This is a genomic window from Diaphorobacter sp. LI3, assembly GCF_022807955.1.
Classification (GTDB): domain Bacteria; phylum Pseudomonadota; class Gammaproteobacteria; order Burkholderiales; family Burkholderiaceae_C; genus Diaphorobacter; species Diaphorobacter nitroreducens.
In genome coordinates this window covers 2,407,691-2,420,618 of record NZ_CP094346.1, presented here as the reverse complement: position 1 = coordinate 2,420,618, position 12,928 = coordinate 2,407,691, and the positions used below count along the sequence as shown (strand labels likewise).

Below are 12,928 nucleotides of genomic sequence, written 5' to 3'. Positions count from 1 at the left end.
GTCTCGCTGACTCAGCGGGACGGTGCGTCAAAGCAAGGCTTCCTCGGTAGTTGCTCCGCCACGGCGGAAATCCTTCTTTCCAGCACCTTCCTCTTCCCTGCCGGATCGGTTCGATCTTGCGTCGCTCCACAAGGCGCCGCTCATCGGCCGTAACGAGACAGCGGCGGATCGCTTGATCCGGCGATGTCTTTGCCGGCACCGTAATCCAGACCGTCGGCGCGTGCCGTTCGGGAGAATTCGGAGGTGCTCAAATGAACTTCAAAACGCAAAACAATCGCCTGTCCTTCGCCGGCCGCGCCGCTGTGGCCAAGCAGTGGATCATTGGCTGGACGGTTAGCCAGGCCACCCCCGGCAGCACGCTCCGCGCCTGGCAGGATCGAGGTCTCCCCGTAAGTATCGGCAGCTATGGTTTGCTCGCCGGAGCCGGCCGCCTGGGCTTGGGCCGCTGAAAGGCGGCCACGCCGAACGTATTTTCGGGAGTTCAAGATGTCCATCAACCAACATGACCATGCCGCCACCGCCGTCCTCGACAGTGCCCATGTCGGCGACATTCGCGGTGCCTTCGGCACCATCGCCCATCACGATACGCATCCGCGCCGTAACTTCGGTCAGCGACTGAAGACCCTGATGGCCATCCTTGGGCCGGGGCTGATCGTCATGGTTGGCGACAACGACGCCGGCGCCTTCGGCACCTATACCCAGGCCGGGCAGAACTACGGCACCGCTTTGTTGTGGACGTTGTTCCTGCTCGTGCCGGTGCTCTACGTCAATCAGGAAATGGTATTGCGGCTCGGCGCCGTCACCGGCGTCGGTCATGCCCGGCTGATCTTCGAGCGCTTCGGCAAGTTCTGGGGCGCTTTCTCCATCGTCGACCTGTTCCTGCTCAATGCCCTGACCATCGTCACCGAGTTCATCGGCATTGCGCTGGGGCTGGACTACCTGGGCATCTCGAAGGCATGGGGCGTGCCGATTGCGGCCATCGTCATCATGCTGGCCGCCAGCACAGGCGACTTCCGACGCTTCGAACGCTTCGCGCTATTTCTCGTGTTCGGCAGTCTGTTGCTGGTGCCGGTGTTTCTGATGGTGCATCCGCCGATGGGGCAACTCGCGCACGACTTCTTTGTGCCCAGGATGCCCGAGGGTGGCAAGTTGTCCGAGGTCATGCTCCTGATTATCGCCATTGTTGGCACCACCGTCGCGCCGTGGCAGTTGTTCTTCCAGCAAAGCTACATCATCGACAAGCGGATCACGCCGCGCTTCATGAAGTACGAGCAGGTCGATTTGTGGCTGGGCATCGTGCTGGTCGTGGTCGGCGCCGTGGCCATGATGAGTTTCAGTGCTGTCACTTTCGCTGATCGGCCGGAATTCGGCAACTTCGTTGATGCCGGCGCTGTCGCTGTTGGTATGGAGCAATATGTCGGCCGCACGCCGGCCGTGCTGTTTGCCCTGGCGCTGATCGATGCCTGCATCGTCGGTGCCGCTGCCGTTTCGTTGTCCACCGCTTATGCGTTGGGCGACGTGCTGTCGATCAAGCACTCTCTGCATCGCAAGCCCACCGAGGCGCTTGGTTTCTATGCCGTTTTTTTTGGCCTGATCGTGGTGGCGGCCGCGCTGGTGTTGACGCCGGGCACGCCGCTGGGGCTGCTGACCAACTTGGTGCAGACCCTGGCCGGTGTGCTGCTGCCCAGTGCGACGGTGTTCCTGCTCCTGCTCTGCAACGACAAGGCCGTGCTCGGCCCGTGGGCCAACAGCCGCAAGGTCAATATCTTTACCGCCGCCGTCATTGCTGTGCTGGTGATGCTTTCGGTGATCCTGACCGCCTCGGTGCTGTTTCCGGAAATCACCGACGGACAGATCCTCGGCGTGCTGGTCGGCGGCACTGCCCTGGGCATCGTTATGACGCTTGCGGTGCGTGCCTACGAACGGTTTCGTGGCGTAGCTCCGGAACTGGCACTGGCGGTGGCATCCGAACACAAACTGCACTGGCGCATGCCGCCGCTTGACCAACTGCCGCCGGCTCGGTTGACGCTGACCAGCCGAGTCTGGATGGGGGTGCTGCGGCTGTATCTGGTGATCGCCGCAGGATTGCTCTTGGTCAAACTGATCAAGATGGCGATATCCGGAACCACTGGAGCTTGAGCAGGGTTCACGCCCCGTCATTTGATAAATCAAACGGCATATTCGCAGTTTCCGACTGCGTAACGACCGCGTAACTAGAGGAATCGACAATGGATCCAGAAAGTTGCCCTAGACGCGCCACTTCAGCCCGGTGAACTTGTAGAGATAGTTTCCCTATTTCGTCCAAGTCGGGCTGAGGTGGCCCGATCTGTTCGAAATAGAAGAACGGCTTTAGCTGTTCTTGCTCCCCCAACGAATTCCATTCGTGGCCTTTGTACCCCACGCAGATGGAATTCGCGCTCAGGAATGGAAACTATCATGCGTCAAATTGCTGTTACCGGGCGTGTCTGCCCACGAAACGCTGAAGTCAAGATCGCGCAGAGAATAGCGCCAATAGAGGCTTTGCTGTGGGGGCTATTGATTTTTCTTGCGTCGTTGGTGCTAGGCCAATTGACCTCATCGCCGGCCAAGGCGGAAACGTCGATTCAGGCCATGAAGTCCTTTGACAGTACGCTCGGCGAGGATGAATACGAAGTCTGGAATGCGCATTACCAGACCACATATGTCTGGCAAAGACACCCGCAGTTCCGGGCTCCCTACACGGGCACCAATAGCCTGACCCCCAATCAGGACAAGAGCTATACGTTCACTGCGACGGCTTTTCTGGGGTTGCGCCCTTGGCGCGACGGCGAAATCTATCTCAATACCGAACTTGTGCAAGGCCAGGCATTTACCGGCAATCTCGTTGGCCTGGGAACTGGAACCAACGGTGAGATTACCAGAACCTCCGGAGCGACCCTCAAGGGATATTTTCCTCGCTTCTTTCTCAGGCAGACATGGAACCTCGGAGGCGAAAGACTGCCGCTCGAGGCGGCTGCAAATCAGTTGGCCGGAATTGTCGATGCCAATCGCTTTGTACTGACTATTGGGAAGTTCTCCGCACTGGATATCTTCGACAACAACAAATACGCGAAAGATTCCCGGACACAGTTCATGAGCGCGGCCAACATGACCCATGCCTCTTACGACTATGCTTCCGACGCACGCGGATACAGTTGGGGATTCGCCGGTGAATGGTATCAAGACAACTGGGTTGTTCGCTTCGGAAGAATCTCCGGCCCAACGGAACCCAATGGCCCGTTTGCAGACTATCGGATCGATCAGCACTACGGAGATCAGATCGAGATTGAACGTGGTCATGAACTGGGAGGACAACCTGGCGCAATTCGTGTACTGGCTTGGCGCAATCAGGCCCATCTCGCCCGGTTTAGCGACGCATTGGCATATGGGAATTCTGTTGGGTGGGTTCCCGATCCGGTTAATGGGCGGCAATACATTTTCAATGTTCGCCAGAGCCACCAAGTGAAATACGGGCTAGGCATCAACGTGGAGCAAGGATTAAGCAACGATACCGGCACGTTCTTTAGGGCAATGTGGTCCGATGGCGGAAGCGAAACCCACGCATTTACCGAGGTCGACAGATCCCTTGCCGCAGGGGTATCCGTGAAGGGAACCCAATGGAGTCGGGCAGACGACACGCTGGGAGTGTCGGTGATGATCAATGCCATTTCGGCAGATCGCAGACGCTATCTGGAAGCCGGCGGAATCTCATTTTTCATTGGCGACGGCGCTCTTCGCTATCGCCCTGAGACGATACTCGAAACGTATTATTCATTTTCTCTGACGAAGTGTTCAAATATCACTCTTGATTTCCAGCGGATTGCCAATCCAGCCTACAACGCGGATCGCGGCCCGGTCAATGTCGTGGGTATTCGCCTGCATGCTGAATACTGACATTGGGATGTAACGAAATGGCAACAAAATTCAGAATATCGAAGGAATTATGGAGGATTAGATTCGCATGAATTTCCTCGCCAAACTCTATTACCGCCTGCGCAAATGGACCAAGGCTATCCAACTCTATCTGGTCATCGCCGGACCGGGCCTTGTGGTCATGATCGCCGACAACGATGCTGGCGGCATCACCACCTACGCCGCCACCGGCGCCAAGTACGGCTACAACCTGATCTGGTTCCTGCTGATCCTGATCCCAGTCGCCTACTACGTGCAGGAGATGACCGTGCGTCTGGGGGCCGTCACCAAGCGCGGCCACGCCGAGGCGATCTTCGATGGCTTTGGCGCCTTCTGGGGCTGGTTCTCGCTTATCGATCTGATGATCGTCGACTGGCTGACACTGGTCACCGAGTTTATCGGCATGGCTGCAGCGCTCAAGATATTCGGCATCCCACCGTGGCTGACCGTCGTCGGTGTCGTGGCGCTGATGGGCATGATCGTCATGAACGGGCGCTATTGGACCTGGGAAAAGATCGCCATGGCGTTTTGCGCCCTGAACCTGATCTACATTCCGGGCGCATTCATGGTGCAGCCGTCGGTTTCGGACATCCTCAAGGACGGTCTGGTGCCGAATTTCCCGGGCGGCTTCAATGGCGAACTGTTCTTCTTCCTGATGGCCAACATCGGCACCACCATCGCGCCGTGGATGCTGTTCTTCCAGCAAAGCTCGGTGGTTGACAAGGGGCTCCAGGAGAAGGACATCCCATGGGGCAAGTTCGACACCCTGCTGGGGGCGACTCTGACCGTGGTCGTTGCCATCTTCATCGTCGTCGTCACCGGCACGGTGCTGAAGGGCGTCGAGATCGACAGTGCCTCGCAAGCCGCCGAGCAACTGATGCAGACCAACCACTGGGTCGGCACCTTCCTCGCCATCGGCCTGTTCGATGCCGGCCTCTTGGGCGCCATCTGCATCTCGCTGGCCAGTTCCTGGGCCTTCGGCGAGATATTCGGCTGGGCGCACTCGCTCAATACCAAGATCAAGGAAGCGCCCTGGTTCTACGCCAGTTACTTCTTCACCCTGATTACCGCCAGCATCGTTGTGCTCATCCCCGGTGCGCCGCTGGTGCTGATCACGCTATTCGTGCAGGTGATCGCCGTGACGCTGCTGCCGGCTGCGCTGGTGTTCCTGATCCTGCTGCTCAACGACAAGAAGCACATGGGGCAATACTGCAACACCGTCTGGGAGAACGTCATCGGCGGCACCATCGTATTGGCGATCGTCATCCTCTCGTCGCTCTACGGGATCAGCGTGATGTTCCCGGATCTGTTCAAGTAAGCGGAGACGTCCATGCTCACCACCATCACTCAATTCCGCCAGAAGATTCGGGAAATCAACCAGCGCTACAGCCAACCGCACATCGAGATGTCGACAGGGGTACGGATTTCGCTGATCGCTCTGCGGATTTACCTACTGTTTTTGGTTGGCTTAATGATCTACAAGTTCGTCACGCTGCTGAACTGAAGAGGAAATCAATATGGTCGCCGTACTGGAAAAAGACTTCTTTCTCAGCGAAATCGTCGGGCGCAAGGTTTATCTCAAAACCGAGCGCGTGGGCAAACTCGAAGACTTCGTGATCGTCGAAACGGGGAAACTGCCCGAGGTCAGCCACCTGGTCGTCGGTCGCTCGTTCGGCTATCCGTCGCTGCTGCTGCCGTGGGACAAGATCAGCCTGATCTCCAACACCGAGATCGTCGCGGATATCGACGATCTCGCCGCCTACGAGGCACCTGTTCCCGAAGGGGCGATCCTGCTCAAGGGACATATTCTCGACAAGAAGATCCTCGATATGGACGACCACGAGGTGGAGGTAGTCTACGACGTCAAGCTAGCTTTGCAGAACGACAAGCTTTATGCCAGCGAGGTCGATTTCAGCCGCAACCGGTTGCTGCGCCGCATGGGGCTGAAGAAGATCGCCAAGTTCTTCGCCGAAAACAATGAGGAAAGTGCCACGGTGTCCTGGCTGTACGTCCAGCCGCTGCCGGAAAAGATCGGCATGTTCAAGGGGCATGTCAAGCTCAATGTGCTCAAGGAGAACATCCACGACATCCATCCAGTCGATCTGGCGGACATCCTGGAAGAACTGGATAACGATCAGCGGCTTGCGGTATTCAATGAGTTGAGGCCGGAGTTGGCCTCGGACACGCTTGAGGAAATCGAGCCACGCGTACAACGGGAACTAATCAGCGCGATGGAACCCGAGCATGCCGCTCAATTGATCGACGAAATGAGCCCCCCTCAGGCTGCCGACCTATTGGCCGCTCTCCCTGGCAACGAGGCCGACGAACTCATCAAACTGCTCGATCCGGCGGATGCCCCGCGTATCCAGCGCATCATCGACCAGCACGACGAGAACATTCTGCTCTATGCAACGAATGACTTCATCAAACTACCGCCGATTACCCTGGCCGGCACTGTCATTGACGATTACCGCAAGATCGCTCGGGACAAGGAAGTCATCATGTACGTTTATGTCGTCGACGCTGACGACACACTGCTCGGAGTGACCGATGTCCGCGAACTGATTATGGCGGAGGACGATCAGACCTTGGCGGAAATCATGACGGATAACGTGGTCACGTTGAGACCCGATGACACCCTGCGCGATGCGGTTGAGATGTTCGAACGTTACAGCTTCCGGGCGATTCCCATCACCGATGCGAACGAGAAGCTAATCAGCGTCGTATCGTTCCGCGATATCAGGGGCATCAAGCCGAGGCTGGGTTAAGTGTTCGATGCAGGTAACTGGACTACCGACCGGAAGGGGTTTCGCCGATGAAGTTGGGAAAAGCCTACAAACTGGCCTCATTGGCGGCAGGCCATAAAGTCAAGGCGCTGGCCTGCTTGAACGCCGGGGATCATGAGGGCGCTCGACGTGAAGAGGTCCATTACATCGACCGCGTAGAAGACATCCCAAGCCACTTCCGGCAGCGACTTTCATCGTACTTGGATGAAGTCATTGCGCTGAAGCTCAGGGCTGTGGGCAGCGATCAGGTCGATCAGAAACGATGATGTCGGATGTGGCGTTGACGGGGCTCGTATCATGCAAATGATCCAGAACATCGATCTGGCATCGCTGGCCGATACGGCAGTCAGCCTTTTTGCGGCTTTCGTTCTTGGCGGCATCATCGGACTGGAGCGGCAATACCGCCAGCGGACAGCAGGCTTGAGGACCAACGTCCTTGTGGCCGTCGGCGCTGCAATCTTCGTCGATATGGCCAATCGGCTCGGCGGAACTGCCGGTGCGACTCATGTCTTGGCCTACGTTGTTTCAGGCATCGGCTTTCTTGGCGCTGGCGTAATCATGCGCGAGGAAGGCAACGTGCGCGGGATCAATACGGCGGCCACCCTGTGGGGATCAGCGGCGGTTGGAGCTTGCGCCGGCGCCGACTTGATTCTCGAGGCCATCGCGGCTTCGGTATTCGTGCTGGCGGCCAATACCCTTCTTCGTCCCGTCGTCGACCGGATCAATCGTCAGCCGCTGGATACTCAGGCGGTCGAGGTAACCAATACCGTGTATGTCATCGCGCCTGTGGCACGGCAAAAGGAAGCATTGCACGAACTCGAGGCGGCGCTGGAGGCAGCGGAATATCCGACCCGCGACATGGTGATCCATGCCTTTGGCGACGAAGCGGTCGAGATCGAGGCCGTGCTTGCAGCTACTGCCGTAGATGGAGATCGACTGGAATCGGTTATCCAGAAGCTTTCCAGCTTGGAATGCATCAGCCAGGCATTCTGGAGCCCAAGTACAACGGAATGAGTACCGTTATCTGCATCGTTAATCCGGCGTTAAGCGCAGATTGCTATCCTGTTCACTTGGCAAATCAGGCTCCCAAAGTTCCAAGCTTGGGTAAGAGCAATTATTGATGACCTCGTTATCACTGCTTCTCTGGATCGTCCTCGGAATCACCCTACAGGTGGCGATTTATCTGAGTATCGTCTTCTGGCGGCATTGGCAGGGCTACCAAGCGCTGCAGGCGCAGGCGGCGGACATGGCAATCACCGCGCCGGAGTCAGTGGCGCCCGTGGATGTCGAACCACAGCCGGCGCCCGGATGGGCAGGTCTGCGCCGCTTCAGGGTCGACCGCAAGGTGATGGAGGACGCCAACGCGTCCGTCTGCTCCTTCTACCTTGTGCCGGAAGACCTGCAGCCGTTACCGGCGTTCCTCCCCGGCCAGTTCCTGACTTTCAGCCTGGACGTGCCAGCACCCAGCGGTGGAAACGAGCGAGTCATCCGCTGCTATTCGCTCTCCGACGCTCCGTCGCCAGACCATTACCGCATCTCCGTCAAGCGCGTACCAGCCCCGTCGGGCCTGAATGTCCCACCGGGACGTTCCTCCAACTTCCTGCATGATCAGGTTGCCGTCGGCGATGTGCTTCAGGTGCGCGCTCCCGCAGGCCATTTCCACATCGACCGGAGCAATTCCCCGGTTGTTCTGATTGCCGGCGGCATTGGCATCACGCCGATGCTCAGCATGCTGAACTGGTGCCTCGCCGAGCAGCCCGGCCGGGAAGTCTGGCTGTTCTACGGCGTACGCAACAGCCGGGAACTGGTCATGCTGCCGCAACTTGAGGCCCAGGCCGCCGGCCACCCCGAGTTCCGCCTGCGCATCTGTTTTAGCGATCCGTTGCCGGGCGACCTGACCGGCGAGTCCAGCCGCCTTGCCGGCCGCGTCGATGTCGCCCAACTGCGCATGCAGTTGCCGCTCAAGCCCTACCACTACTACCTGTGCGGCCCGACACCGATGATGGCAATCCTCGTGCCGGCGCTCGAGGATTGGGGTGTTGCCGACTCCCACATCCATTTCGAAGCCTTTGGCCCCGCTTCGATCAAGCGGCGCAATGCGCCTGCCGCGCAGGTGAAGGTGTCGGCAGAGACCAGCGACATCACCGTTACCTTCAGCCGCTCGGGCAAGCAGTTCGCCTGGCGGCCGGATGCTGACAGTCTGCTGGAATTCGCCGAGGCCAACGGCATTTCCGTTGCCTCCGGCTGCCGCGCCGGCGGATGCGGCACCTGCCAGACCGCCATCCGCAGCGGCGAGGTGGCCTATCACCAGTCGCCGGACTACGATCCGGAACCGGGCACCTGCCTCATGTGCGTGTGCTCGCCCAAGACCAGCGTCACCCTGGAGGCATAGATGGCAGACTCCCTCTGGCGCAACCACATCCTGCCCTTCACCTTCCTGGTCGGCCTGCTCGCCGCCTGTACGCTGGCCGGCGACTACCTGCTGCACCGGCTGAACCTCGTCTGGGTTGGCCGCTACCTCGGCATCCCCGGCACAATCCTGATCATCGGCTCGCTGATCTACTCGCTGCGCAAGCGCAAGTTCATCACTGCCGGCAACCCGAAATCACTGCTCACCCTGCACGAGTTCGGTACCTGGCTCGGTTCGCTGATGGTGCTGATCCACGCCGGCATCCACTTCAATGCCATCCTGCCCTGGCTGGCGACGGTGGCGATGGGTATCAACGTCATCAGCGGCATGGTTGGCAAACTGTTGCTCGACCAGTCGCGCCGCCATGTGCAGGGCCAGCGCGAACATTTCCAGTTGCGTGGCCTGTCGAAGTCCGAGGTTGAAAAGGCGGTGTTCTGGGACGCCGTGACGCTTGACGCTATGAACCAGTGGCGCCGCGTGCATATCCCGATCTTCGTCGTCTTCGCGGTACTCGCCCTCGGCCACATCGCCAGCATCTTCCTGTTCTGGAGTTGGTCATGAAGTCGGGACTGAAGATCGTCCTCGCCATCAACCTCGCCATCCTGGCGTTGCTGGCCTTCGTCTACCCGCACCTGATGGTCGGGCCGGGCAAGCTGATTCCCGGCCACCGCGCCATCGACACCGACTGCTTTGCCTGCCACGCGCCCTTCACAGGTGCATCGTCAGAGCGTTGCACAACTTGCCACAAGCCGGCGGACATTGGTCGCCTCACCACCAAGGGACTCCCTGTGACCAAGCCGCTGACGGCCGTTCCGTTTCACCAGAAGCTGGTGCGGCAGGATTGCGTCGCCTGCCACAGCGACCATGCCGGCGTGAAGCGCTTTCGCCAGACCGGGCGATTCGACCATGCGCTGCTCCAGGCCGAGGCGCGAAAGGAATGCCAGGGCTGCCACAAGGCGCCGGCCGACCCGCTGCACCGCCAGATCGGCGGCAACTGCAGCCAGTGCCACAGCCAGGAACGCTGGACGCCGGCCACCTTCGATCACGACAAGTATTTCGTCCTCGACCGCGACCACAACGCCAAGTGCGTCACCTGCCACGTCGGCAACGACTATTCGCGCTACACCTGCTACGGCTGCCATGAACATACGCCCGAGAAGATCCGGCGCGAGCATATCGAGGAGGGCATCCGCGACTTCAAGGATTGTGTCGAGTGCCATCGCAGCAGTAATGAACATGAGGGCCGTGGTGGTGGCGAGCGCACAGGCGAATCACGAGGTCACGGCAGGGATGATGATTGACGTCAGCCCGGTTGGGGCACGTTAAGCAAGTGCTAAGAAATGGTCCGTAATCTAATAGTCGACTCTGTGATGGGAGTCACCTCATCGGCCCCTCCTGGCTTCCCCGGCCTCGAGGGGCCTTCTCTTGTAAAGTGACTCCATTAAGCCAGCCACAGGAAACCCGATGAGCCCAGCCGAATTGCCCGAAGACGATGATGTCGCCACGCGAGCGGCGGATACCCAGCGAAGCACCTGGGTCAGCGTCGTCGTCAACATTGGCCTGACCATCTCGCAAGTGGTGGCCGGCATTGTGTCGGGCTCCCAGGGATTGATTGCCGACGGCATTCATTCGCTTTCCGATCTTGTCGCCGACTTCGTGGTGTTGCTCGCCGTCCGGCATAGCCGCAAGGCGCCCGATGAAGACCACCACTACGGGCATCACCGCTATGAGACGGCGGCGTCTTTAGTTCTCGGCGGATTGCTGCTTGCGGTCGGCATCGGCATGCTCTGGTCGGCAATCGCAAAACTCGGAAATCCTGACAATGTCGTCCCGGTACAGAAACTCGCGCTCTGGGTAGCACTTGCTGCCCTCGTGGTGAAGGAGGGCCTGTTCCGTTACATGCTGGCCGTGGCCGAGCGGTTGCGGTCGACCATGCTGGTCGCCAACGCCTGGCACGCCCGTTCCGACGCGGCATCGTCCCTGGTGGTCGCCGTGGGCATCGGCGGGAGTCTCCTGGGTTTCCCTCTGCTTGACCCGGTCGCCGCCCTGATCGTAGGATTGATGGTGGCCAAGATGGGCTGGAAATTCACTTGGGACGCGCTGCACGACCTGATGGATCGCGCGGCGGGCGACGAGCATATCGAGGCCATTCAAACGACGCTGCGCGAAACACCAGGCGTCGTTGGCGTCCACGACCTGAAAACTCGGAAGATGGGCGACTTCATCGTGCTGGATGTGCATCTGGAGGTCGACGGCAACATCAGTGTCCGCGAAGGCCACGACATTGCCGTCGCGGCCAGGAATCGGATCATGGCTGCGTTCCCGGTCCTCAACGTCATGACGCACCTTGATCCTGTCGAATCGCCACAGGGCAACCCGTAACGCGGTGGCGAACGATGAATCACGTCATCCAGAAGGCCATCGAACACCCATTCATTCTCGCAATGCTTGGAGTGCTATTTGTGCTGTCGGTCTTGGTGTTCTGGCTCCGAGCCCGGAAAGAGAAATCAAGGAATCGACCATGAGGCGAATACATCTGCCAATCCATTGTGCGAAGGTAAACGTGCCGCCCTGGCTGAGCTTGATGCAAGCGAAGAGCGCCTTGGCAATTCACGTGGTGGTTGGTCTGCTGTTCGTGCTGGCAGGTTTCTCCGCGCAGGCAGAGTCGGATACCACCGTGTTGATTATCCGGCACGGAGAAAAGCCGGTTGACGGACTGGGGCAACTCAACTGCCGGGGCTTGAATCGCGCTCTGGCCTTGCCCGCAGTGATCCTGTCGCGGTACGGCAAGCCACAAGCGGTCTATGCGCCCAATCCCGCCGTCCTGAAGACGGACAGCGGTATTCCCTATGCCTACGTGCGGCCGTTGGCGACGATTGAGCCTCTCGCAATCCGGGTAGGTATCCCGGTTCAGGTGGCCGGCGGAATGACAGAGATCGAGCCGTTGGCCGACAGGATTCTCTCCGGTCCTTCGGGCATTCACCTCGTCGCCTGGGAACACCACTGGGCCGAGTCCCTGACCAGACTTCTCATGACGCGCCTTGGCGGCGACCCAGGCCTTGTGCCACGATGGGAGGAAGCGGATTTCGACAGCGTGTATATCATTCGATGGCTGAGGGATGAGAGTGGTAGGACATTCGTATCGTTCTCCCTTGAACAGCAGGGCCTCAACGACTTGCCTGAAAGTTGTGACGACACTCTCACTGCGCGGCGCCCTTAAACCTGGCTTAGCCCCTTCAAGAATCGAAAGATCATGGCTGACGAACCCAAGGAACCCTGGCTTAACCACATGGCGCTGGCGACAGTCATCCTCGCCGTCTGCGCAACGCTCTCCACGTTCAAGGGAAGTTCCTATTCCACCCAGAGCGTCATCAACCAGACCCTAGCCTCTGACCAATGGGCGTACTACCAGGCGAAGAGCACCAAACAGCATCTGCACGAGTTGCAGGCCGAGTTGCTGCGGCTACAGGCAATGACATTGACGGCCAATAGCCCAGCCGCAGAGGCGTTTGCCAAGAAGATCGACGAATACCACGCGCAGGTCGCTCGCTATGAGCAGGAAAAGAAGGGCATCGAGGCCAAGGTGAGGGAATTGGAGGACCAGCGTGATGAGGCGAAGCGCCACAACCGGCCATTCGGTCTGGCCGTGATGTTTCTTCAGGTTGCCATACTGCTTAACTCCATCGCGGGATTGATGAAGGTTAAGAAGATCTGGTGGACGGCGTTGCCGGTCGGGGTAATCGGGCTGGTCTTTTTTGCTGATGGGTTCTTCGCCTTCATGTGACGGTGACGAGCCGTCCGA

General features: G+C 59.1%; 14 protein-coding genes. 13 read left to right on the top strand and 1 reads right to left on the bottom strand.

Features of this window, described 5'->3' with window-relative positions; all coding sequences use genetic code 11:
- Positions 1–140: 140 nt before the first annotated feature.
- Positions 141–494, bottom strand: coding sequence for a hypothetical protein (locus MRB47_RS11230; protein ID WP_252100728.1), 354 nt, complete (start codon positions 492–494; stop codon positions 141–143).
- On the opposite strand from MRB47_RS11230, the gene MRB47_RS11225 reads away from it, so the two are divergent.
- From MRB47_RS11225 to MRB47_RS11165, 13 genes are all read left to right on the top strand, one after another.
- On the top strand, positions 487–2,139 hold the full coding sequence (locus tag MRB47_RS11225) for an NRAMP family divalent metal transporter (protein ID WP_252100727.1): 1,653 nt from the start codon (positions 487–489) through the stop codon (positions 2,137–2,139). The two genes, MRB47_RS11230 and MRB47_RS11225, sit on opposite strands and share 8 nt — an antisense overlap.
- Positions 2,140–2,436: 297 nt before the next feature.
- The gene (locus tag MRB47_RS11220) at positions 2,437–3,912 is read left to right on the top strand and encodes a carbohydrate porin (protein ID WP_252100726.1); all 1,476 of its coding nucleotides are present in this window, start codon (positions 2,437–2,439) and stop codon (positions 3,910–3,912) included.
- 67 nt (positions 3,913–3,979) lie between these two features.
- Positions 3,980–5,248: an NRAMP family divalent metal transporter gene (locus MRB47_RS11215; protein ID WP_252100725.1), complete on the top strand. Its 1,269-nt coding sequence runs from the start codon at positions 3,980–3,982 to the stop codon at positions 5,246–5,248.
- A 12-nt stretch (positions 5,249–5,260) separates the two neighbouring features.
- Positions 5,261–5,434 (top strand): hypothetical protein, encoded by a 174-nt coding sequence (locus tag MRB47_RS11210; RefSeq protein ID WP_252100724.1) that lies wholly within the window; start codon positions 5,261–5,263, stop codon positions 5,432–5,434.
- Positions 5,435–5,447: 13 nt separating this feature from the next.
- On the top strand, positions 5,448–6,698 hold the full coding sequence (locus tag MRB47_RS11205) for a magnesium transporter MgtE N-terminal domain-containing protein (RefSeq protein ID WP_252100723.1): 1,251 nt from the start codon (positions 5,448–5,450) through the stop codon (positions 6,696–6,698).
- Between the two features lie 47 nt (positions 6,699–6,745).
- Positions 6,746–6,982 carry a hypothetical protein gene (locus tag MRB47_RS11200; protein WP_252100722.1) on the top strand — a complete coding sequence of 79 codons (237 nt, stop codon included), beginning with the start codon at positions 6,746–6,748 and terminating at the stop codon, positions 6,980–6,982.
- Between the two features lie 31 nt (positions 6,983–7,013).
- On the top strand, positions 7,014–7,730 hold the full coding sequence (locus MRB47_RS11195) for an MgtC/SapB family protein (RefSeq protein ID WP_252100721.1): 717 nt from the start codon (positions 7,014–7,016) through the stop codon (positions 7,728–7,730).
- A gap of 106 nt (positions 7,731–7,836) precedes the next feature.
- A complete protein-coding gene (locus tag MRB47_RS11190) occupies positions 7,837–9,108 on the top strand; it encodes a 2Fe-2S iron-sulfur cluster-binding protein (protein ID WP_252100720.1) in 1,272 nt (423 codons plus the stop codon).
- Entirely contained in the window at positions 9,109–9,687 is a 579-nt protein-coding gene (locus MRB47_RS11185; protein ID WP_252100719.1) for a hypothetical protein, read from the top strand. It abuts the gene before it with no gap.
- Complete coding sequence (locus MRB47_RS11180; protein ID WP_252100718.1) at positions 9,684–10,427, top strand: cytochrome c3 family protein; 744 nt, start codon at positions 9,684–9,686, stop codon at positions 10,425–10,427. Before MRB47_RS11185 ends, MRB47_RS11180 begins: the two co-directional genes overlap by 4 nt.
- A 163-nt stretch (positions 10,428–10,590) precedes the next feature.
- Positions 10,591–11,508, top strand: a complete 918-nt coding sequence (locus MRB47_RS11175; protein WP_252100717.1) for a cation diffusion facilitator family transporter — start codon at positions 10,591–10,593, stop codon at positions 11,506–11,508.
- Positions 11,474–12,346: a hypothetical protein gene (locus MRB47_RS11170; protein ID WP_252102659.1), complete on the top strand. Its 873-nt coding sequence runs from the start codon at positions 11,474–11,476 to the stop codon at positions 12,344–12,346. Before MRB47_RS11175 ends, MRB47_RS11170 begins: the two co-directional genes overlap by 35 nt.
- A 33-nt stretch (positions 12,347–12,379) precedes the next feature.
- Positions 12,380–12,910, top strand: a complete 531-nt coding sequence (locus MRB47_RS11165) for a DUF4337 domain-containing protein (RefSeq protein WP_252100716.1) — start codon at positions 12,380–12,382, stop codon at positions 12,908–12,910.
- The last annotated feature ends 18 nt before the right edge of the window (positions 12,911–12,928 follow it).

What these genes read in the sequence shown, in the direction of transcription:
- MRB47_RS11210 (WP_252100724.1), top strand. Translation starts at nt 5,261, where the DNA reads ATGCTCACCACCATCACTCAATTCCGCCAGAAGATTCGGGAAATCAAC.
- MRB47_RS11180 (WP_252100718.1), top strand. Translation starts at nt 9,684, where the DNA reads ATGAAGTCGGGACTGAAGATCGTCCTCGCCATCAACCTCGCCATCCTG.
- MRB47_RS11175 (WP_252100717.1), top strand. Translation starts at nt 10,591, where the DNA reads ATGAGCCCAGCCGAATTGCCCGAAGACGATGATGTCGCCACGCGAGCG.
- MRB47_RS11215 (WP_252100725.1), top strand. Translation starts at nt 3,980, where the DNA reads ATGAATTTCCTCGCCAAACTCTATTACCGCCTGCGCAAATGGACCAAG.
- MRB47_RS11220 (WP_252100726.1), top strand. Translation starts at nt 2,437, where the DNA reads ATGCGTCAAATTGCTGTTACCGGGCGTGTCTGCCCACGAAACGCTGAA.
- MRB47_RS11185 (WP_252100719.1), top strand. Translation starts at nt 9,109, where the DNA reads ATGGCAGACTCCCTCTGGCGCAACCACATCCTGCCCTTCACCTTCCTG.
- MRB47_RS11230 (WP_252100728.1), bottom strand. Translation starts at nt 494, where the DNA reads ATGGACATCTTGAACTCCCGAAAATACGTTCGGCGTGGCCGCCTTTCA.
- MRB47_RS11190 (WP_252100720.1), top strand. Translation starts at nt 7,837, where the DNA reads ATGACCTCGTTATCACTGCTTCTCTGGATCGTCCTCGGAATCACCCTA.
- MRB47_RS11225 (WP_252100727.1), top strand. Translation starts at nt 487, where the DNA reads ATGTCCATCAACCAACATGACCATGCCGCCACCGCCGTCCTCGACAGT.
- MRB47_RS11195 (WP_252100721.1), top strand. Translation starts at nt 7,014, where the DNA reads ATGCAAATGATCCAGAACATCGATCTGGCATCGCTGGCCGATACGGCA.
- MRB47_RS11205 (WP_252100723.1), top strand. Translation starts at nt 5,448, where the DNA reads ATGGTCGCCGTACTGGAAAAAGACTTCTTTCTCAGCGAAATCGTCGGG.
- MRB47_RS11165 (WP_252100716.1), top strand. Translation starts at nt 12,380, where the DNA reads ATGGCTGACGAACCCAAGGAACCCTGGCTTAACCACATGGCGCTGGCG.
- MRB47_RS11200 (WP_252100722.1), top strand. Translation starts at nt 6,746, where the DNA reads ATGAAGTTGGGAAAAGCCTACAAACTGGCCTCATTGGCGGCAGGCCAT.